Here is a 21,211-nt window from a genome sequence, read left to right on the forward strand (position 1 = left end):
AAGCATGCATTTACTGTTAGTAGAAGATGATCAACTTGTGGCGCAGGGACTTATCCGTTCATTGCGCCAAGAAGGCTACAGTGTTGAACACAGTGGTACAGTAAAACATGCGCTTCAATGCATATCTGGGGGTGAAATAGAACTCGTTATACTCGATTTGGGATTGCCCGATGGCGACGGTACTCAGATTTTAAAACAAATAAAACAACAAAAAAAAATAATACCTGTCGTTATTTTAACGGCACGTAGCAGTATAGATGACAAAGTACTTGGGCTCGACATGGGAGCTGATGATTACTTAGCTAAGCCTTTTGATCCAGCAGAACTATTTGCACGTTTACGGGCCGCGAGTCGGCGAATAAACCATACCCATTCAAGCCTATTAAACTGTGGCGATGTTGTCCTTGACACATCAGCCCACAGCGCCAGTGTAAGTGGGGAGCCATTAACCTTGCCTCGCAAGGAATACATGCTATTAAAAGCATTAATGGAAAATCAAGGGCGTGTGCAGTCAAAGCAGCAGCTCGAAAATAAACTTTACCAATGGGGCGAAGAGGTCGGCTCTAATACTATAGAAGTCCACATACACCACTTACGAAAAAAGTTTCCAAAAGATTTTATTAAAACTCTTCGTGGTATCGGGTATGTGGTAGGAAAACGTTAGTGTCTATTCGTAAACGCCTTACCTTAATACTACTGTCGATGATGGTGCTTATCTGCTTTTTTGCGCTTGTAAAAGGGTATCAAAAAAGTATGCGTGAAGGTGAAACTCTGCTCGATAACGAGTTAAAAATAGTGGCGCTAGTACTGGGTGAACAGCCCTTAGTCAAAACAGCACAAGCTATAAAGTTAAATAGCGCTAATACCCAGCTTCTTTACCAAATTTGGTACCAAGATACGTTATTAAGTGGATCTGCTAGTTTAAAAATAGAGCCCATGGATTTTGAAGAGGGCTTTCAAACTGCCAATATTGCAGGGCAGAGAATGCGAGTGTTTGTTTTAACACAAAATAACCGAAAAGTGATAGTGGCTGAGCCAATATCAAAACGCTTTGAGTTGGCAGAAGCCGTTATTTTGTCTGCGATGCTACCCATGCTTTGGGCTGTGCCAATACTTGCAGTGTTTATTAGCTTTTTTATTAAGCATGCACTGGCGCCCCTAACACAATTATCGAAACAGCTTGCTGAGCGTAAAGCAAATGATTTTAGCCCTATAAGCTGGCACGTTACCGACCAAGAGATTAAGCCCGTAATAAATAGGTTAAATGATCTATTTCAACGAGTAGAGACTGCCTACCTAAGAGAGCGCTTTTTTGCCTCAGACGCAGCCCATGAACTGCGAACCCCACTCAGTAGTTTAAAAATAAATGTGCATAATTTAAAAAAATTGGAAAACGATCAGTATTATGAGCAAGAGTTAGAGGCTATGTCACAGGGGGTCAATAGACTGGGTAATATAGTGGAGCAAATGCTTATCTTGGGCCGTACCCATCCAGAGCAATGGCAAAAGCAATTTACTGAACAATGTTTACTGGTAATTACCCAGCATGCGGTATCTGATCAATACGACAAAATAGATGAAAAAAATCTAACAATAAGCTTAGAGGGTGATGACTTTAAAATTAATGGCGATGAGTTTACGCTTACTACGCTTATTTCTAACTTATTAAGTAACGCAATAAAATACACCCCTACAAATGGTAAAATTACAATAAAACTTGTCAATAATGTTGGGTGTTATTGGCAAATTGACGATTCAGGTTCCGGCATGACTGATGAGCAAAAACAGCGTGTATTTAATAGGTTTTATCGTGTTGGAGGGGATCAGCATCCATCAGGAGAGCAAGGAGCTGGATTAGGCATGGCTATAGTGCAACACATTATTGCTATATATTCAGCCCAAATAACATTAACAGATAGCCCTTTGGGCGGACTAACCGCGCGTGTCACCTTCAAGGGGGAGCAACATGGGTAAGCGCATAATTAAGCAATGCTTATGCCTTTTAGTGCTTATATCGTTTGAAATTAATGCAAAAGAGTACCTGATTGTACTAAAAGATCACTTATTTTACCCTTCAAAAATAACGATCCCAGAAAATCAAAAAGTTAAATTAATTATAGAAAACCAAGACGACACCCCTGAAGAATTTGATAGTTTTGATTTGAACAGAGAGAAAGTTCTTTATCCGCATCGAAAAAGCGTTATTTATATAGGCCCTCTAAAAAAGGGGCGGTATGCGTTTTTTGGCGAATTTTCGCCAAATTCTGCAACAGGTGTTGTAATCGTACACAACAAAGAGGCGCAACATGCTAATAACTAGTTTAGTAGTTAGCCTTAATCAATTGCTTCCAATTGCAATTTTATTAGTACTATTACAAGTTTTTGCAAAGCAAAGCGCCCACCATATATGGTTCTGTTTGATGTTTGGTGTTGCAATGTCGTTTTTATATATGTACAGCGCGTTGTGGGCTAGCCAGTGGTTTGATCATAAAGGGCTGGAGTACATTCAAATCGCTATGTGTATTGCAATATTCATTGCGGTACTCGTGTTTGTTATACAGCAAAGTGTTACGGCTTTTAATTTTGCAATTATTACTACGATAGTCATGTACTTAAGCCACTATGTTATTTATCTCAATAGCTTTTGGAAAAATAGTGATGCAGCTGAAAGCTTATTTATAGGCACATTCTTAGGCTCTGGTATTTGTTTAAGCTTTTGTGTGTTGTTGTACTTTTTTGTGAGTGGCGTTAAGCACCGTTTTGGTAATTACCCAATACTCATTTTAATTGCCTTAAATAGTGCATCTAAGCTGCTGGTTGCTCTTGATTTAGCAAGTCAAATAGACTTAATTACAAATACTAATCCTATTTGGGATTTAAGGCATTGGATTAGTGAGCACTCAGAGCTTGGTCGAGTGCTTCGCGCTCTAATTGGTTACGAGGCTACTCCTGATCTCACTACGGTGCTTACCTACATCGCAAGTACAGCGTTATTTTTAATATTTTGCTACGTTATTCCAGCTTCAATATCTAAGGAACGAGTATGAAAGCACTCAACCTGTATTCAGCACTATTTTTAACCGCTTTTTGTATGCTGTTAATTTCAACCCAAGCGAATGCCGATGGTATTGTCGTTGATAAGGTTTACCATCCCTATGTATTGCCGCTAGAGCGCGAGTTTGAATGGCGTTTAGTTTCTCATCAAACCGACAATGGCAACCTCTTAGCACAACGCATTGGTGGTGGTGGAGCAATCAACGATACGATGGCTGTAGAAGGCTATTTTGTAGGAGAGCGAGATGACAATGGTGACTTTGGTTTAGAATCATATGAAGTTGAGCTGCGTTGGCAATTAATAGAACAAGGTAAATTATGGGCTGATTGGGGCGCGTTATTTGAACTTGAAAAAATGCACAATGAAGACATCTACGAAGCAACGACGGGGTTTTTAATAGAAAAAGAGTTTGGTAAAACGAGTTTAACCATGAATGCATTTTTAGTGTACGAATGGGGCAAAGATATTGAAAACGAATGGGAAACCCAGTTCAGGGTACAATATCGGTATAGATACCTTTCTGCGTTTCAACCTTCCATTGAGTTGTATGCAGGAGAGGATTTCATTGGGATTGGGCCAGGGTTTATTGGGTTATACCGGTTTGAAGGGCAAAAGCAGCTAAAATGGGAAGCCGGTTTTATAAGTGAAATTAGCCAAGCTGAAAAAAACCATAGTTTTAGACTAGCCCTAGAATTTGAATTTTAAGCTAGCAAACACAATGTGGTTATTTATTGCTCAGCAATTAAAGGAAGTGCTTGACTTATATTTGGTTATCTATATAGTGGGCCGCAGCTAGAAAGAAAGCATGTAAGCTATAAATCTCCATTTCGATGTTGTATAAGTAATACTTGTAGTACCGTCCTGAAGTTTTTAAAGTACCATCTCATTTTTTGCTACACCCGCTCATATGAGCATATTTTTTATTTTTATATCAGGATATTACAATGTCTAACATCGTATCAGGTACAGTTAAGTGGTTTAACGAGTCTAAAGGTTTTGGTTTCATCGAGCAAGAAAATGGCCCAGACGTTTTCGCACATTTCTCAGCAATCAAAAGCGAAGGTTTCAAAACTTTAGCTGAAGGCCAACGTGTAGAGTTTACTCTTTCACAAGGTCAAAAAGGTCCTCAAGCTGATAACATCACAGCTGTATAATTTTACTTTTTAAGTAAAATGAAAAAAAGCGCCTAGGGCGCTTTTTTTGTGTCTAAAATAAACCTAACTTATGTAACAACCCTACCTACTACTCACAAGCACAATTTAAGTGATTCTATTTCCCCCCTAAACACCACTACTTTTTGGCAGGAATACGTGGCAATAAAATGTCGAAATAGCCGATTTTAACAAATAACACCAGCTCCCTTAATTAAGTGATCTTTTGAGGATGAAAAAGCGCGTGAAAGCTGCTCTAAATGAGTTTTTTACGCAGATAACGATACGTTTTGCATTGCAGGTTGGTATAAAAGCGAAGAAGCTGACAAGTGCTTGCAGCGCTTATTAAAGTACTAATTAATACGATGAGGTAACAACACTTGTTATTGGTTTACAGTACAGGTAAACAATACAAATTAAAAGTTTGCTTATTTACCGTAAGGGCTTTTTTTAGTTTTATTTATCTCTTTATGTGCTTTTTGCATTTTTTCTATAAGAACTGTATCTGTATCTTTATTTGCAGCTAAATAAGCAACCGTTGTTAGTGCATCTATTTTAAAAATAAACTTTAAGTGGCCAGGCTTAAGTTTGAAGTAATCACTGTATTGAAGCATGTAATGCGGGTCATCTAATATTAGATCTACTTTTTTGGCTAGTAGTAACTGATAAGAATGCTGTATATCTGAAGTTATAACGCCCTCAACGCCCATTTTTGTGAGAGTTTGTGTTGAAAAGTCGTTATGTTGCATCGCTATTTTATAATTTTTTGCTTGGTTAATATTATTGATTACTATATCTGTTCTGTCTGATAGCCCAACAAACCCCATTTCAAAGCGACCAATTTCGCCTACCCACTGAAATTGATTTTCTCGTTCTGCTGTACGAGCAATACTGTATATAAACGTGTTTTTCTCCTCGCTTGCCATTTTATAAGCGCGAGCCCAAGGGTACATTTGTATGTCTGGCGTTAAACCGGCCTGTTTAAATATATCCCTTATGTATTGTGTCCCTCTACCTTGAACAGTGCCGTCTATTAAAACTTGATTAGGCGGTGCTAATTCTGTAACTACCAGTAACGGTTTTTCAGCTAAAGTAGAAAACGATAAAACAAGTATAAAAAGGGTCAGAATGTATTTCACAACAGCGAGTCATTATTGGATTAAAAACACTAACTTAAGTGTGGAACAAAATAGAATAATTACAAAAAAAAGTGATTAAAATAGAGCATTATAATGATTAAGTGGTAGTTACGATAAGATAAAAAGGCATAAGGTAATTTACGCCTAAAACGATAAAAGGGCCTTGCGGCCCTTGGTGAAGTATCGTTCAAGTCAGCTAGCACTTTAACCCCTTAAAGTACTAACTTCTTGTTTTGCAACACCGGTTCATCTCTTAAGTTTCTAAGCTAGCGAGAGGAAAAACCCAGCAATTGCTGCGCTCATAAGGTTAGCCATAGATCCTGCTAACACTGCTCTGAGCCCTAAGCGTGCGATATCCTTCCGCCTGCTAGGCGCCATACCGCCTAACCCACCTAGTAAAATGGCTATCGATGATAAGTTAGCGAATCCACACAGAGCAAACGTAACAATTGCTTGTGTGTGCGCACTTAACGTATCGCGATAATTTATAAAGTCTAAGTAAGCAACAAACTCGTTCACTACTATCTTTTGACCAATAAAGCTGCCGGCTATAATTGCTTCATCCCATGGCACACCTAGTAACCATGCAACAGGAGCAAATACATAACCTAATATTTCTTGAAGCGTTAATGTTGGGTAATCAAACCACCCACCAATACCGCCTAATAAACCGTTTAGAAGCGCAATTAAAGCAACAAATGCCAGTAACATTGCACCTACATTGAGTGCCAAATGCATGCCATTTGCAGCGCCTGATGCCGCTGCATCAATCACATTTACCGGTTTATCGTCATCGTTTAAATCTAAATCAGCTAAGTTATCTTTAGGTGTTTCGGTTTCTGGCACAATCATTTTTGCCATTAAAAAACCACCCGGTGCCGCCATAAAGCTGGCTGCAATTAAGTACTTAAGCTCTACACCAATAATTACGTAACCAGCCATTACAGACCCAGCTACAGTGGCTAAGCCACCTACCATCACAGCAAACAACTCAGACTTGGTCATTGTTGCTATAAAAGGTTTAACAATTAATGGCGCTTCAGTTTGGCCAACAAAAATGTTTGCCGTTGCTGAAAGTGATTCTGTGCGCGAGGTTTTTAAAAGCTTTTGTAAACCACCGCCTAAAATCTTAATAATCCAATCCATAATGCCAATGTGATATAAAACAGCAACCAGCGCTGAGAAAAACACAATAACGGGCAAAACCTGAATTGCAAAAATAAAACCGAGCGTGTCTTGCGAAGCCAGAGGGCCAAACAAAAAGCCAATACCATCGTTGGCATAGCCAATAACCGATGAAACCGCGGCCGACATACTTGCTAATACGTTTTTTCCTGCGTCAAAAAACAGAACAAAGCCACCAATAACAACTTGCATTGCAAATGCTATAGCAACGGTTCTTAAATTAATTGCCTTGCGATTAGTTGACGCGGCAAAGGCAATGCCCAGCAGCACACACATGCCTACTAAGCTCATAAATGTTGTCATACAAATGTTTCCCGTTGTTATTCTTGTAGTAAATATTTAATTTTACTTTTTATAATATCAATCGCAACGCGGTTCATGCCGCCTCGAGTCACAACTAAATCTGCATTATGCTTAGAAGGCTCAATAAATTGATAAAACATCGGTCTTACAGTTGCTTGATACTGTTCAACAACAGATTGTAACGTTCTGCCTCGCTGCTCCATATCACGTTGCATACGACGCATTAAGCAGATATCTAAAGGGGTGTCTATAAACACCTTAATATCAAATTCTTTATTAAGCGCTTTATCGCTCAGTAATAAAATACCTTCCACAATCAAAATTTTTGCAGCGGCTACACGTCGCGTTTTATCGCTGCGAGTATGTTGTGCATAATCATATGTTGGTACTTCTACTGAATTTCCACTACGAAGTTGAGTTAAATGTTCAAGCATTAACTCATGTTCAAATGCATCAGGGTGGTCGTAGTTCGTTTGCGTACGATGAGCCATCGGCAAATGCGACTGATCCTTGTAATAAGCATCTTCTTCAATAATGGCAATTGCGCCCGGTTCAAGCTCATTAACCAACTCATTGTATATAGTTTGGCTAAACAGAGATTTGCCTGACGCAGACGCGCCAGCAATAGCTATAATAGTTGTTCGTGTCACTAAAGTTCTCACCCACACAGAAGGATATATTGTTGGTAGATCACAATAGCAAAAAAGACACGATTAATCTCTTTTGCTTCGCTTAAGAACGCAAATTTATAATGTTTAGGTTTTATGAAACAGGACTTTTGTCCTGTACGGAAAAATCGTTCAGCAGATAAAGTAACCACCTAGAAACAAAGTGAGGTCAAAATGGCAAGAGCAATTATCTTAATGGCAGATAGCCTAGGAATCGGTGCAGCACCAGATGCAGATAAATTTGGTGATCTTGGCGCTAATACATTCGCTCACTTATTAAAAGCATATTACGACGAAACAGGCAGTGCACTTTCGCTTCCTAATCTATCAAAATTAGGTTTAGTAGACGCCTGTGAAGCTGCCGGTGGAGAAACGTGTTTAGTTTCAGACCGCCAAGCACCAAAGGGTGCGTGGGGTTACGCTAAAGAACTTTCTAGCGGAAAAGACACACCATCAGGTCATTGGGAAATGGCTGGTGTACCTGTGTTATTTGATTGGGGTTACTTCCCAAAAACACAGCCAAGTTTCCCACAAGAATTTATAGACGAGTTTATAGCTCGTACCGGTATTCCGGGCATTTTAGGCAATTGCCATGCATCGGGAACGACCATTTTAGAACAGCTAGGTGAAGAACACGTAAAAACAGGTAAACCAATCTGTTACACCTCAGCTGATAGCGTGTTTCAAATAGCCGCGCATGAAGAGTCATTCGGCCTAGAGAAGCTTTATCAAGTTTGCGAAATCGCACGGGCGCTGCTTGATGAAATGAACATAGGACGAGTGATTGCGCGGCCATTTTTGGGTTCAAATAGTCAAGATTTTGCACGAACAGGCAACCGTCGTGACTATTCAGTACTGCCGCCAGCACCTACTCTGTTAGATGTACTAGCAAAAGACGGCGGCGAAGTAATTAGTATTGGTAAAATTTCAGACATATACGCGCATCAAGGCATAACCCAAAAGCATAAAGCACCTGGGCTTATGAACTTGCTAGAAAAAACCAGTGAGGTAATTTCAACAGCACCTGATCGCAGTTTAATATTTACCAACTTAGTTGATTTTGATGAAAAATTTGGTCATCGCCGTAACCCGGTAGGTTACGCCAAAGCATTAAAAGAATTTGATGACTACTTACCAACTATACTAAACCAGTTAAATGCAGATGATGTATTAATGATCACTGCCGACCACGGATGTGACCCAACCTTTCCAGGTTCTGAGCACACACGTGAATACGTACCTGTGATAGCTTATAAGCCTGGTATGGATAATACACCGCTAGGTGAACGAAATAGTTTTGCAGATATTGGTCAAACACTAGCACAGTGGTTTAACTTGTCTGAGCTTGAATATGGCGACAGCTTTTTAACTCAATTAAACGCGCCAAAATAAAAAGGAAACAACGAATGAGTACTCCTCATATAAATGCAAATGTTGGTGATTTCGCCGAAACAGTTTTAATGCCAGGCGATCCGCTACGTGCGCAATATATTGCTGAAAACTTTTTAGATGATGCGGTACAAGTAACGGGTGTACGCAACATGTTTGGCTTTACAGGTACTTACAAAGGTAAGCCAGTAAGCATTATGGGTTCAGGCATGGGTATTCCATCAATGTCTATTTACGCACGTGAGCTTATTGTTAGCTTTGGCGTAAAAAACATTATACGCATTGGTACATGTGGCGGTATTGGTACCGATATTAAAATCCGTGACGTAATTTTTGCACAAGGTGCAAGCACAGATTCAAACGTAAACCGTGCACGTGTTCGTGGCTACGATTTTTCTGCTATTGCAGACTTTGACCTACTTTTAAACGGCGTTAACGCAGCAAAAGAGCTAGGTATAAAAGCAAAAGTAGGTAACGTATTCACAACCGACACTTTCTACCAAGCAGACGACACTTTCTATAAAGATTTAGACAAGTTAGGCGTACTCGCTGTAGATATGGAAACAGCCGGTTTATATGGCGTTGCAGCTGAATACGGCGCAAACGCAATGGCGTTATTCACCGTAAGTGACCACGTGATCACTGGCGAAGCAACACCAGCCGATGAGCGTCAAAGCACGTTTAACGAAATGGTTAAAATTGCATTAGAGTCTATCTAATCAATAAAACAGTTCCTTGGTAACGTATTCACTAAGTTTTGGAGACACGCCCAAAGTGAAGTGAGACTAACCTCCAAAGCCGCATTTTATGCGGCTTTTTTTATGCTCAAATAATCATTCGTTCAATCATTATCAGATTCTAAAAGCGCAGCGTTTCTAAGCCTCTTTATGAAATTGGGCTTTAAAGCAGTATGCACAAAGAGAAACGAATGAGCAGCCAAAGTGACAGTGTTAAGTGATCTTTTTATCACCACAGAGCGCACCGAGGCGCTTCGCGCTACACAGAGTTAAAAATACTGGTTAGTCACTGCTCCAGGTCTTCTCCTTCACTTCTAGGTGGTGAAACAATCACTTTTATAGCATAAGTAAAGCGTTGTTATTCAACGAAAGTAAAGCGTGCCTACAGGCTATATTTAGCCACAGCATTGTAAATACGGGGCTTTTTCATTACCTCTAAGAGCGCAGCGTTTCTTAGCCTCTTTGTGAAATTGGGCTTTTAAATCTTAATGCACAAAGAGAAGCGAATGAGCAGCAAATGAGTAGCCAAATTGAATAGGGTTAAGTGTTTTTGTATCACCACAGAGCGCACCTAGGCGCTACACAGAGTTAAAAGCATTTTTTAGTCACTACTCCTGGTCTTCTCCTTCACTTCTCGGTGGTGAAATAATCACTTTTATTGCAGTTGCTATTAAACGAAAGTAAAGCGAGTCTGTAGGCTACATTCAGCCACTGCTTTTAAATCTTAATGCACAAAGGGAAGCAAATGAGTAGCCAAATTGAATAGGGTTAAGTGTTTTTGTATCACCACAGAGCGCACCTAGGCGCTACACCGAGAAAAAAAGAGTAACAATTAGTCACTGCTCCTGCTCTTCTCCTTCACTTCTCGGTGGTGAAGCAATCACTTTTTATATCATCAATATAATTATGTATTTAATAAAATTATTTTAAAAAGCTGGGTTAAACTAAAGCTATAAAGGCCAAGGTTATTCATTTAATTGCTACCCGAAAACGGCAAAATTTGCTATGTTGCAATACAGTACACGCTTAGTGTTTTTATTAGGAAAGTTATGAAATCGTTATCTATTTTTTTTGCTTTATTTACCTTTACGCTAGCCTCAAACAGCTATGCCACAGAGCCCACTAACGAACAGCAAAAAGCTGACGAAAAAGTAAACACACTTGAATACAAAGCCCCTGAGCTTAAAAAACCTGTTATTGACCCAGCAAAACCAGACGACACGAAAGTGTTAGGCGATGAAACACCAAAGCCCGTTGTTAAACCAAAAAATAAAATAGAAAAAGCCGCCGCTGTAGCCGAGGCAGAAAAAGCTGTAGCGCAAGCAAAAGAAGCCTTAACAGCTAAGCAGCAAGCTAAAGCTAAACAATCTCGCGAATCACTAGCCGTGGTCGAACAACTTATAAAAGCCTATAACGCACGCAACATTGAAGAGTTCATTCGTGTTTACGATGAAGATGTAGAGTTTTATATTTTTCCCAATGAGCTATTATTTAAAGGAAAAGAAAAACTAATAGCACGTTATGGGTTAATGTTTAAAAAGCTAAAGTGTATTCACTCATCGCCTATTAAACGTATAGTCCATGGCGATATAGTAATAGATCATGAGCTATCAGAAACTTGTTCAACAGACGAAAACGTAATAGATAAACGCTCAGAGCTTGTATCGAGCTACCAAATTAAAAACGGAAAAATAATCCGCGTATTATTTTTTCGTTAAGGATTATTATGCAAATTACTGACGACAAAAAACTTCGCTTAATGTACCGAGTTGAACCTGGTTGTTTAGGCCCTGATGGCGCTGAGTATATTGAAGATTTTTGTCGTTATGCCAATAGGCATATTAAGTCACCGTACTACGCACAATTTGTCTTTTTACCGCGTTACGATAAACAAAAAGACGAACGCCAATACAGCGTAAAAAGCCGTAACCTTTCACAATTACAGGTTAAAAAGTACTTTAGCTATTTTGAAATTGATATGGATGGCTTTGAAGAGCAACTCGACGAGCTACTCACCAAAGCAATCGACTTGTACTTTAAGCGTTAACACCTAAAACTTTGAACAAAAGTAAAGCGGCTAAGGTATACTGAGTACGTATGCTTTATACCAAAGCCTGCTCACGTAACCCTTTATCAAATCACTTAGCACCTACCTCTAAAAGCGCAGCGTCTCTTAGCCTTTTTGTGAATCATTGGCTTTTAAAATCTTAATGCACAAAGAGAAGCGAATGAGGAGTAAATGAGTAGCCAAAAAGTGACAGGGTAAGTGATCTTTTATCACCACCGAGCGCACCGAGGCGCTTCGCGCTACACAGAGTTAAAAATATTGGTTAGTCACTACTTCAGATCTTCTCCTTCACTTCTCGGTGGTAAAACAGTCACTTTTAAAGCATATGTAATACGTTGCTTTAAACGAAAACAAAGCGCGTTTAAAGGCTGTATTTAGCCACGGCATTGTAAATGGTGGGCTTTTTTACTATCTCTAAAATCGCAGCGTCTCTTAACCTCTTTGTGAATGTTTTTTTAAAACAGTAATGCACAAAGAGAAGCGAATGAGAAGAAAATGAGAAGACAAAGTGAACAGGTCATAGTTTGGCCTTGTTTTGTAGACGTAGAGCTTGCTCACGTTAGAAGCGCAGCTTCTTGCTACTCAAAAATAAATATCACCACCGAGCACACCGAGGCGCTACGCGCTGCACAGAGTTAAAAAATATTGGTTAGTCACTACTCCTGTTCTTCTTCTTCACTTCTCGGTGGTGAGTTAATTACTTTATAACCCTTAAAAGCGTATTACACAAAGAGAAGCGAATGAGGAGTAAATGAGCAAAACAAAATGACAGGGTAAGTGATCTTTTATCACCACCGAGCGCACCGAGACGCTACGCGCTGCACAGAGTTAAAAAATATTGGTTAGTCACTACTCCTGTTCTACTCCTTCACTTCTCGGTGGTGAGTTAATTACTTTATAACCCCTAAAACCATAACGCACAAAGGGAACAGAATAAGCTGCAAATGAACTGCCCAAAACCAGTGTGTGGGTATTTTTGGTAGACGTAGAGCTTGCTCACGTTAGAAGCGCAGCTTCTCATTTCAGGTCAAATATTAAATTACCTAGTCCCTAACTCTAAAAGCACAGCACTTTATTACAGCCACAAAAAAAGAGCTTTCGCTCTTTTTTAAATACTATATAAACAGGCTAAACTTACTCGCCCGCCACAATAGTATTAAAGCTGTTATTATCGTGCAGGCTTGCAAATGCACTTTCGTGAAGTAACTCATTACGTAAGTTAGGCGAGTACTCAAGTGCCATTTTTATATCGGCCAGCGCATCGGCGTGCTCGTGTATTAGCGCAAATGCACAGGCACGTTGCCAATACGCATAACCATAATCGCTATCTATATCAATTGCTTGGTTACATAAATCAATCGCTTTTGCTGTTTGATTAATTTCAAGCAACGCATCAGCCTTATAAGCAATAGCTTCAACATCTTCAGGTTTACGTTTTAAAATTTCATCAAAAATTTCAATTTTGTTAGCATAATCACTTTCTAAATTTGCGCGCATCCACAACGAGTGAACCTCGTTTGTAATAGAAATACGTTCTTGGTTACTGAGTATTTCTTCAGAACGTACACGCAGTTTTTCTTCTAGAATTTTTAATCGGTCTTCGTATTCGTCGGTAATAACACTCACGCGCGTATTTACAATATCTTCTACTTTGTTTTTAACATCACGAAGCGAATTCCACCCAACAAGCACCAAAATAGATGCCGTGGCGGTAATAATAAAGAACACATTATTTATTGTATCGGTGGTGTAAGTAAGGGCTCTGTCGGCCGTGTCTAATTGCGCGTGAGTAACTTGTTTAGTTACATCTTCACGTAGTTGTTGCTGATCTTGGCGAACCGCTTTTAGCTCATCTAAAATGTAGCGTTCCATAAGCGGTTTATACATAGGCTCTTTAAGTTGCTCGAGCGCTTGCTGTTCTTGTTGCTTTGAGGGGGCTTCTGTTTGTTGCTCAGCGGCATTAGCCGACGCTAAAAATAAAGTAAAACAAATACATAGTAAATAAAAGTAATAACGCATCAACATGCCCAAATAAAATAATTAATTGCAAAAATAATATTAACACGCACAACCTAAACTCACTAGGGCAGGTTTTGTTTTGAGGGCGAGTTTACGGCACATTATAAATTATTATTATGAAAACATTGTGTAGTGGTAAATTTTAGGCAAAAAAAACCAGCTCTGGGTGAGCTGGTTGAAACTGCTAAAACATCAAAGGTCGGGAAAACTTAACTACTGTTAGCTAATTATAATCAACTAACAAAAAACTGATAAACTGAGTTTATAAAGTAAAGGTGTATTGGGCTTAGTAATACACCTTTAACATTATAACTACAATTTCATGGCGAAGGGGGGTATTCCTATGTGCGCTATGGTAAACCAAAGCCACTTTCAAACCCTTCACATACCATTACGCCGCTACTTTTTAATTCGATCATCGTTATTTAAAAAAAGATCAAAATATTAAACCCACTTGTTTGCTGTACTAACTCAAGCCTCTATTTACCAGAGCTTGTTTTTTAAGTTCCAATCAAAAATACAAATCGGGCCAATCGTTTTAAATACGGTGTATTCATTGGCATAGCTCAAAAAATAAGCCTATATTGGTAATTCAAAATAAGTATAAATATATAAGTAGTTGATTAAGCAATCATTTGCATTAGTTAAAAATAGTATCACTTAAACAAATTAAATATCGCTTACGTATTTTTTACACCAAGAGGATTGAAAATGAGCAACTCTAGCGCCGGCAAATGCCCGGTAATGCATGGCAGCAATACACAAACAGCTGGCCAAAACACAGATTGGTGGCCAAACGCACTTAATTTCGACATCCTACATCAACACGATACAAAAAGTTCTCCCTACGGCAGCGACTTTAACTACGCTGAAGTATTTAAAACCCTCGACCTAGAAGCCGTAAAAACCGACTTAAAAAACTTAATGACCCAAAGCCAAGATTGGTGGCCAGCCGACTGGGGGCACTACGGTGGTTTAATGATCCGCATGGCATGGCACTCAGCAGGCTCGTACCGTTTATCTGACGGACGTGGCGGCGGTGGTACTGCAAATCAACGTTTTGCGCCTTTAAACTCGTGGCCCGATAACGCCAACCTCGACAAAGCGCGTCGCCTACTTTGGCCAATTAAAAAGAAATACGGTAACAAACTCTCGTGGGCCGATCTCATTATTTTAGCGGGCAACATGGCATATGAATCAATGGGCTTAAAAACCTTTGGGTTTGCCGGTGGCCGTGAAGACATTTGGCACCCAGAAAAAGACGTATACTGGGGCGCCGAAAAAGAATGGTTAGCACCAAGCGACGAACGCTACCAAAATGTAGATAAACCCGACACAATGGAAAACCCCTTAGCGTCTGTTCAAATGGGCCTAATTTACGTAAACCCAGAAGGGGTAAACGGTAAACCCGATCCGCTCAAAACCGCAGCACAAGTGCGCGAAACATTTGCCCGCATGGCAATGGACGACGAAGAAACCGCAGCCCTTACCGTTGGTGGCCACACCGTAGGTAAAACACATGGTAACGGAAAAGAGTCAAACCTTGGCCCAGAGCCAGAAGCGGCTGATATTTCAGAGCAAGGCATGGGGTGGAACAACCACAAAACACGGGGTATTGGCCGCGATACAATGACATCGGGCATTGAAGGCGCATGGACCACGTACCCAACAAAATGGGATAACGGCTACTGTGACCTTCTTTTAAACTACGAATGGGAACTGACAAAAAGCCCGGCAGGCGCTCACCAATGGGAACCTGTAAACATTAAAGAAGAAGACAAACCGGTCGATGTAGAAGACCCATCAATTCGTTTAAATCCAATAATGACCGACGCCGACATGGCCATGAAAATGGACCCAGCGTACCGTAAAATAATTGAGCGTTTTCATAACGACTTTGAGTACTTTTCAGACGTGTTTGCACGTGCATGGTTTAAACTCACGCACCGCGACCTAGGGCCAAAAGCACGTTACTTAGGTGCCGATGTACCAAGTGAAGATTTAATTTGGCAAGATCCAATTCCAAGCGTTGACTACACCTTAACAGATGCGCAAATCAGCGATTTAAAAGCAACATTACTTAATAGTGGCGTAAGTGCCAGCGATTTAATTAACACCGCATGGGACAGTGCACGTACCTACCGAGGGTCTGATCACCGAGGCGGTGCAAACGGGGCACGCATTCGTTTAGCACCACAAAAAGAGTGGCAGGGTAACGGGCCAGAGCGCTTAGCAAGCGTGTTATCAGCGCTTGAAAAAGTGCAAGCAGAGTTAAGCACACCTGTAAGCATGGCCGATTTAATTGTACTTGGCGGCACAGCCGCGGTTGAACAAGCTGCTAAAAATGCAGGGGTAGAGGTTAACGTTCCGTTTGCTCCAGGGCGCGGCGACGCAACCGACGACATGACCGACGCCGAATCGTTCGATGTACTTGAACCGATTCACGATGGCTTTAGAAATTGGCTGAAAAAAGATTACGTGGTATCTGCTGAGGAGTTATTACTTGAGCGTAGCCAACTGATGGGTTTAACCGCCCCTGAAATGTCGGTGCTTGTTGGTGGTATGCGAATGCTGGGTACCAACCATGGCGGCACACAGCACGGTGTATTTACAAATAACGTAGGTACGTTAAGTAACGATTTTTTTGTAAACCTAACCGATATGGCAAACCGCTGGGAGCCAACCGGCAATGGCCTTTACAATATTGTAGATCGCGCAAGCGGCGCAACTAAATGGACCGCAACACGCGTAGATTTGGTATTTGGGTCAAACTCAATTTTACGTGCATTGGCAGAGTTTTATGCTCAAGACGATAATAAAACACGTTTTGTTCACGACTTTGTAAATGCATGGGTAAAAGTAATGAACGCCGATAGGTTTGATATTTAATAAACCTAAGTAACAGTAAAAAGGAGCAGCAATGCTCCTTTTTTTAAAAAACTGAGCTTTCAAAACCGTATTGCACAAAGAGAAGCGAATGAGGAGTAAATGAGTAGCCAAAGTAAACAGGTTAGTGTTTAGCCTTGCTTTGTAGACGTAGAGCTTGCTCACGTTAGAAGCGTAGCTTCTTGTTACTAACTTTTAAAGCGATTCCTCTAAAAGCGCAGCGCCTCTCAACCTCTTTGTGAATAATGGCCTTTAAATCTTAATGCACTGAGAGAAGACAATGAGGAGTAAATGAGGAGTAAATGAGTAGCCAAAGTAAACAGGTTAGTGTTTAGCCTTGTTTTGTAGACGTAGAGCTTGCTCACGTTAGAAGCGACAGCTTCTTGTTTCAGATCACATATTAAATTACTTAGTTTTTACCTCTAAAAGCGCAGCGTCTCTTGAACTCTTTGTGAATAATGGCCTTTAAATCTTAATGCACTGAGAGAAGACAATGAGGAGTAAATGAGAAAACATAATGAGCTGGGCAGCGTTTAGCGTTGCTTTGTAGACGTAGAGCTTGCTCACGTTAGAAGCGATAGCTTCTTGTTTCAGAACACATATTAAATTACTTAGTTTTTACCTCTAAAAGCGCAGCGTCTCTTGAACTCTTTGTGAATAATGGCCTTTAAATCTTAATGCACTGATAGAAGACAATGAGGAGTAAATGAGAAAACATAATGAGCTGGGCAGCGTTTAGCCTTGCTTTGTAGACGTAGAGCTTGCTCACGTTAGAAGCGATAGCTTCTTGTTTAACATGCTATTTAATTTAAATAAATACAATCCCAAAATGGATATTGCCCGACACTTTTTACTATGCCAGTTCTTAGTGGGTTAGCAGCAATATAACGAGCTTGATTGATTAAATCTTTTTCAGAACGAAGCTGATGTTCAAAATAATTTTGCTGCCAAATTTTGCCTGTTGTTCCATTTAGCTTATTTATTTTTACAGTCGTTACACTTTTAAAGATTTTTATTACGTTAGCTAGTGAGCACTCTTTAAGCTGAAATAACCAATGTAGATGATCAGGCATTCATACATAGCAAATTGTATTAACTTTATTTTGCATATCCACAATAGCCTTTGCTGCAATACATGCATTGCCAAATTCTTTAAATAGAGATGCTCTATTTATGCAGCATATAGTCACAGAGTAGAACTGATTATTATTTGAAAAACGATGTGCTAATAATTTTGAGGAGTCATGCATCGGAGAGTCATATATTTTGGCTTTGTATAAACATAGATAAGAATTGACCTAAAACAAGTTTTAAAAAGCGTTGCTTTTTCACGCCAGCAAGCTGCGCGTCTACAGGTTAATTTAAACACTGCTTTGTAGACGTAGAGCTTGCTCACGTTAGAAGCGATAGCTTTTTGTTACTTAAAAATAGATATCACCACAGAGCACACCGAGGCGCTTCGCGCTACACAGAAAAACACGAGTAATAATTAGTCACTACTCCTGTTCTTCTCCTTCACTTCTCGGTGGTAAAACAATCACTTTTGCAGCATAAGTAATACGTTGCTTTAAACTAAGCAAAGCGCGTCTACAGGCTACATTTAGCCTCGGCATTGTGAATAATAGGCTTATAAAACCGTATTGCACAAAGAGAAGCAAATGGGGGAAAAATGAGCAGCCATAGTAATCAGGGTAAAGTTATTTTGTTTTGTGAGTGCTTATCTTGTTCATGTAACTATTCATTAAATTATTTAGCCCTTACCTCTAAAAGCGCAGCGTCTCTCAAACTCTTTGTGAATAATGGGCTTTTAAATCTTAATGCACAAAGAGAACAAAATGAGGAGTAAATGAGTAGCCAAATTGAATAGGTTAAGTGACTTTTTATTACCACAGAGCACACCGAGGCGCTTCGCGCTACACAAAAAACATCAGCATAGTTAAACACCTCTTGGTGATGATCTAATTACTTGTTTACTAATGCATTTAACCACGCATAAAAAAGGCGCTAACTAAGCGCCTTTTAAAACTAAACACCCAGCAAGCTTATGCTTTTTTCTCTTCGCAACTTGCAAGGTACTCATCAAACGTACCCTGAAAATCAATAACCTGCTTATCTTTAATATCAATAATACGCGTAGCCAACGACGACACAAACTCACGGTCGTGGCTTACAAAAATAAGCGTCCCTTCAAAGTCTTTAAGCGCATTATTTAATGCCTCAATGGCTTCCATATCCATGTGGTTTGTTGGCTCGTCCATTACAAGTACGTTCACGTCTTGCATCATTAACTTACCAAATAACAAACGGTTTTTTTCACCACCTGAACAGTTACGCGCTTTTTTGTTTGAATCGTCTGCGGTAAACAATAAACGGCCCAACATACCACGAACCATTAAATCGTTATGCTTAGCTGTACGCCATTGCGACATCCAATCAAATAACGTTAAATCGTTATCAAAGTCTTTAGTGCTGTCTTGCGGGCAGTAACCAAAGCTCGCATTTTCAGACCACTTAATTTCGCCTTCATTACTTTTAAGCTCGTTAACCAAACAGCGTAAAAACGTAGTTTTACCCACCCCGTTTTCGCCAATTACCGCAAGCTTAGCACCTGCTTCTAGTAAAAACTCACCGCCACTAAACAGTGTTTCACCATCAAAACCATGGCCAAGTTTGTTAACTTCAAGCGCTTGGCGGTACATTTTTTTGCCTTCGTCAAAGTTTAACGATGGGCTCATACGGCTCGATGCTTTAACTTCATCAAGCTTAATTTTATCCATTTTTTTAGCACGCGAACTAGCTTGTTTAGCTTTAGAGGCGTTAGCACCAAAGCGGTTAACAAAGTCTTGTAGCTCGTCAATCTCAGCACTTTTTTTAGCGTTTTCAGCTAAAAGTTGCTCGCGTTGCAGGCCTGCCGCTTCTAAAAACTTTTCGTAGTTACCCGGGTAAATACGCAGCTCGCCGTAATCAATGTCGGCCATGTGTGTACAAACCGAGTTTAAAAAGTGACGGTCATGCGAAATGATAATCATCGTACATTTACGCTTGTTCAGCTCGTTTGCAAGCCACGTAATGGTATGAATATCCAAGTTATTGGTAGGCTCATCGAGTAGCAGTATGTCTGGGTTTGCAAACAACGCTTGTGCTAAAAGCACACGTAGCTTCCAACCCGGTGCAACGTTTGCCATTAACCCGTAATGAAACTCTTTATCTATACCCGCTTCTAGTAAAATTTCTTCAGCGCGGCTTTCGGCGGTGTACCCGTCCATTTCGGCAAATACACTTTCAAGGTCGGCCACTTTCATGCCGTCTTCTTCGCTCATTTCAGGTAACGAATAAATACGGTCGCGCTCTTGCTTAACTTTCCAAAGCTCAACGTCGCCCATAATTACCGCATCTACCACCGTGTATTGCTCAAATGCAAACTGGTCTTGGCTTAGGTTACCTACTTTTAAACCTGGTGTAATCGACACATTACCCGCACTAGGTACCAGTGCACCGCTTAAAATTTTCATGAAAGTCGACTTGCCGCAGCCGTTAGCGCCAATTAAACCGTAACGGTTACCGTTACCAAATTTAGCTGAAATGTTTTCAAACAACGGCTCTGCGCCAAACTGCATCGTAATATTTGCGGTGGAGATCAAAAAAGGTAATCCTAGAATTAGTACTGACAGGAGCTCGTTGCAGCAAAAGGCCGCAAACAACATCAAGCAATAGGGTAAATTAGCTGGCGAATTATACAGATCAGCCACTACTAATGAAAGGTAAAAGGCAGCTAATTTATAACCAACGCTAAACGCACACAAACGGTGCAAAAGGCCTTAAATTTACCCACTAAGCACGCAAGGTTAACTAATTTAAAGTATTAGTGGTTTTGGTAAATACGCTCAATAGCTGCTTTATTATTAATAATATACGAGTTAATAACCGCTATATCGTCAGTGGTTACCGTTTTTTTACTCAGCATAAAATGCACATTATTTACATTTATAGGCTTAAGCAACGCCGCCGGCATAATGTTTGAGTACTGTTTAGTAAAGTGCTGCGCCACTAACGAATCATCAATTAAATAATGAATACGCTGCTTGTTAAGCATACCAAAACGTTTTTTAGACTCGCTCGTAAGTACAACCTGCTCAGCATACTGTAAGCGCAATTGCTCAAATGTTTCACCAAAAACACTTCCTCTGTTAACCCCCACAGTTAGCGACTGACTAAATAGCTGGTTAATACTGTGTACGTTGGGCGAGTTGGCATGTTTGTATAGCAGCATTTTTTCAACACGATAAGGCAACGTAAAGTGAGCATACTCTGCACGCTCAGTAGTTTTGCTAGCAGCAAAAATTAAATCAACACGGCCCTGTTTTAGCTCTTCAAATGCACGTAACGAGTTAGGCAGCACACTAAAATTTAAACAATAAGGTGAGCCTTTAAAAATAGCGTTAAGTACGTCTATTTCAGTACCACCTAGCGTATTGTTTTTTAATATTACGTAAGGCGGCCAGTAACTTTCGTTGGTAGCCACCGTTAACGTTTTAGTGCATCCCCAGGCATTAAATGCACTAAAAGTAATAAGGGTTATAAACAATAATATTTTCAAACTACAGCCTTTTG

At 40.0% G+C, this 21,211-nt stretch carries 19 protein-coding genes; 12 read left to right on the forward strand and 7 right to left on the reverse strand.

Going from position 1 to position 21,211, the window contains the following annotated elements; translation table 11 throughout:
- Positions 1-4: 4 nt before the first annotated feature.
- From ATS76_RS18770 to ATS76_RS18795, 6 genes are all read left to right on the forward strand, one after another.
- Positions 5-664, forward strand: a complete 660-nt coding sequence (locus ATS76_RS18770; RefSeq protein ID WP_058553312.1) for a response regulator — start codon at positions 5-7, stop codon at positions 662-664.
- Positions 664-1,974, forward strand: coding sequence for an ATP-binding protein (locus ATS76_RS18775; RefSeq protein ID WP_058553313.1), 1,311 nt, complete (start codon positions 664-666; stop codon positions 1,972-1,974). The genes ATS76_RS18770 and ATS76_RS18775 overlap by 1 nt, the downstream gene beginning before the upstream one ends.
- Positions 1,967-2,320, forward strand: coding sequence for a cupredoxin domain-containing protein (locus ATS76_RS18780; protein ID WP_058553314.1), 354 nt, complete (start codon positions 1,967-1,969; stop codon positions 2,318-2,320). The genes ATS76_RS18775 and ATS76_RS18780 overlap by 8 nt, the downstream gene beginning before the upstream one ends.
- Positions 2,307-3,047 (forward strand): hypothetical protein, encoded by a 741-nt coding sequence (locus tag ATS76_RS18785; protein ID WP_058553315.1) that lies wholly within the window; start codon positions 2,307-2,309, stop codon positions 3,045-3,047. Before ATS76_RS18780 ends, ATS76_RS18785 begins: the two co-directional genes overlap by 14 nt.
- Positions 3,044-3,760 carry a hypothetical protein gene (locus ATS76_RS18790; RefSeq protein WP_058553316.1) on the forward strand — a complete coding sequence of 239 codons (717 nt, stop codon included), beginning with the start codon at positions 3,044-3,046 and terminating at the stop codon, positions 3,758-3,760. Before ATS76_RS18785 ends, ATS76_RS18790 begins: the two co-directional genes overlap by 4 nt.
- A gap of 239 nt (positions 3,761-3,999) precedes the next feature.
- A complete protein-coding gene (locus tag ATS76_RS18795) occupies positions 4,000-4,209 on the forward strand; it encodes a cold-shock protein (RefSeq protein WP_002959120.1) in 210 nt (69 codons plus the stop codon).
- Positions 4,210-4,634: 425 nt separating this feature from the next.
- Here ATS76_RS18795 and ATS76_RS18800 read toward each other — a convergent pair whose 3' ends face one another.
- The 3 genes from ATS76_RS18800 to udk form a co-directional block, all read right to left on the reverse strand.
- Entirely contained in the window at positions 4,635-5,345 is a 711-nt protein-coding gene (locus ATS76_RS18800) for a substrate-binding periplasmic protein (protein WP_058553317.1), read from the reverse strand.
- 261 nt (positions 5,346-5,606) lie between these two features.
- Positions 5,607-6,833, reverse strand: coding sequence for a NupC/NupG family nucleoside CNT transporter (locus ATS76_RS18805; RefSeq protein WP_058553318.1), 1,227 nt, complete (start codon positions 6,831-6,833; stop codon positions 5,607-5,609).
- A 17-nt stretch (positions 6,834-6,850) separates the two neighbouring features.
- Positions 6,851-7,483 (reverse strand): uridine kinase, encoded by a 633-nt coding sequence (gene udk / locus ATS76_RS18810; RefSeq protein ID WP_006794607.1) that lies wholly within the window; start codon positions 7,481-7,483, stop codon positions 6,851-6,853.
- Positions 7,484-7,675: 192 nt separating this feature from the next.
- Between udk and ATS76_RS18815 the strand changes: the two genes are divergently transcribed.
- The 5 genes from ATS76_RS18815 to ATS76_RS19245 all read left to right on the forward strand — a co-directional run bounded on the left by ATS76_RS18815 (position 7,676) and on the right by ATS76_RS19245 (position 12,334).
- Entirely contained in the window at positions 7,676-8,893 is a 1,218-nt protein-coding gene (locus tag ATS76_RS18815) for a phosphopentomutase (protein ID WP_058553319.1), read from the forward strand.
- Positions 8,894-8,907: 14 nt separating this feature from the next.
- A complete protein-coding gene (gene deoD / locus ATS76_RS18820; protein WP_006794609.1) occupies positions 8,908-9,609 on the forward strand; it encodes a purine-nucleoside phosphorylase in 702 nt (233 codons plus the stop codon).
- Between the two features lie 1,067 nt (positions 9,610-10,676).
- Entirely contained in the window at positions 10,677-11,345 is a 669-nt protein-coding gene (locus ATS76_RS18825) for a nuclear transport factor 2 family protein (RefSeq protein ID WP_058553320.1), read from the forward strand.
- Between the two features lie 8 nt (positions 11,346-11,353).
- The gene (locus ATS76_RS18830; protein WP_058553321.1) at positions 11,354-11,674 is read left to right on the forward strand and encodes a hypothetical protein; all 321 of its coding nucleotides are present in this window, start codon (positions 11,354-11,356) and stop codon (positions 11,672-11,674) included.
- 516 nt (positions 11,675-12,190) lie between these two features.
- On the forward strand, positions 12,191-12,334 hold the full coding sequence (locus ATS76_RS19245) for a hypothetical protein (protein WP_160327123.1): 144 nt from the start codon (positions 12,191-12,193) through the stop codon (positions 12,332-12,334).
- Positions 12,335-12,829: 495 nt separating this feature from the next.
- Here ATS76_RS19245 and ATS76_RS18835 read toward each other — a convergent pair whose 3' ends face one another.
- Positions 12,830-13,714: a tetratricopeptide repeat protein gene (locus ATS76_RS18835; RefSeq protein ID WP_058553322.1), complete on the reverse strand. Its 885-nt coding sequence runs from the start codon at positions 13,712-13,714 to the stop codon at positions 12,830-12,832.
- Positions 13,715-14,425: 711 nt separating this feature from the next.
- Here ATS76_RS18835 and katG point away from each other — a divergent pair.
- Entirely contained in the window at positions 14,426-16,603 is a 2,178-nt protein-coding gene (gene katG / locus ATS76_RS18840; protein WP_058553323.1) for a catalase/peroxidase HPI, read from the forward strand.
- Between the two features lie 800 nt (positions 16,604-17,403).
- On the opposite strand, the gene ATS76_RS18845 is transcribed toward katG, so the two are convergent.
- The 3 genes from ATS76_RS18845 to ATS76_RS18855 all read right to left on the reverse strand — a co-directional run bounded on the left by ATS76_RS18845 (position 17,404) and on the right by ATS76_RS18855 (position 21,197).
- Positions 17,404-17,673 (reverse strand): REP-associated tyrosine transposase, encoded by a 270-nt coding sequence (locus ATS76_RS18845; RefSeq protein ID WP_058553324.1) that lies wholly within the window; start codon positions 17,671-17,673, stop codon positions 17,404-17,406.
- 969 nt (positions 17,674-18,642) lie between these two features.
- A complete protein-coding gene (locus tag ATS76_RS18850) occupies positions 18,643-20,241 on the reverse strand; it encodes an ABC-F family ATPase (RefSeq protein ID WP_082664380.1) in 1,599 nt (532 codons plus the stop codon).
- A 221-nt stretch (positions 20,242-20,462) separates the two neighbouring features.
- A complete protein-coding gene (locus ATS76_RS18855) occupies positions 20,463-21,197 on the reverse strand; it encodes a substrate-binding periplasmic protein (protein WP_058553326.1) in 735 nt (244 codons plus the stop codon).
- Positions 21,198-21,211 lie beyond the last annotated feature (14 nt).

It is taken from the genome of Pseudoalteromonas sp. 10-33 (assembly GCF_001469195.1).
GTDB lineage: Bacteria > Pseudomonadota > Gammaproteobacteria > Enterobacterales > Alteromonadaceae > Pseudoalteromonas.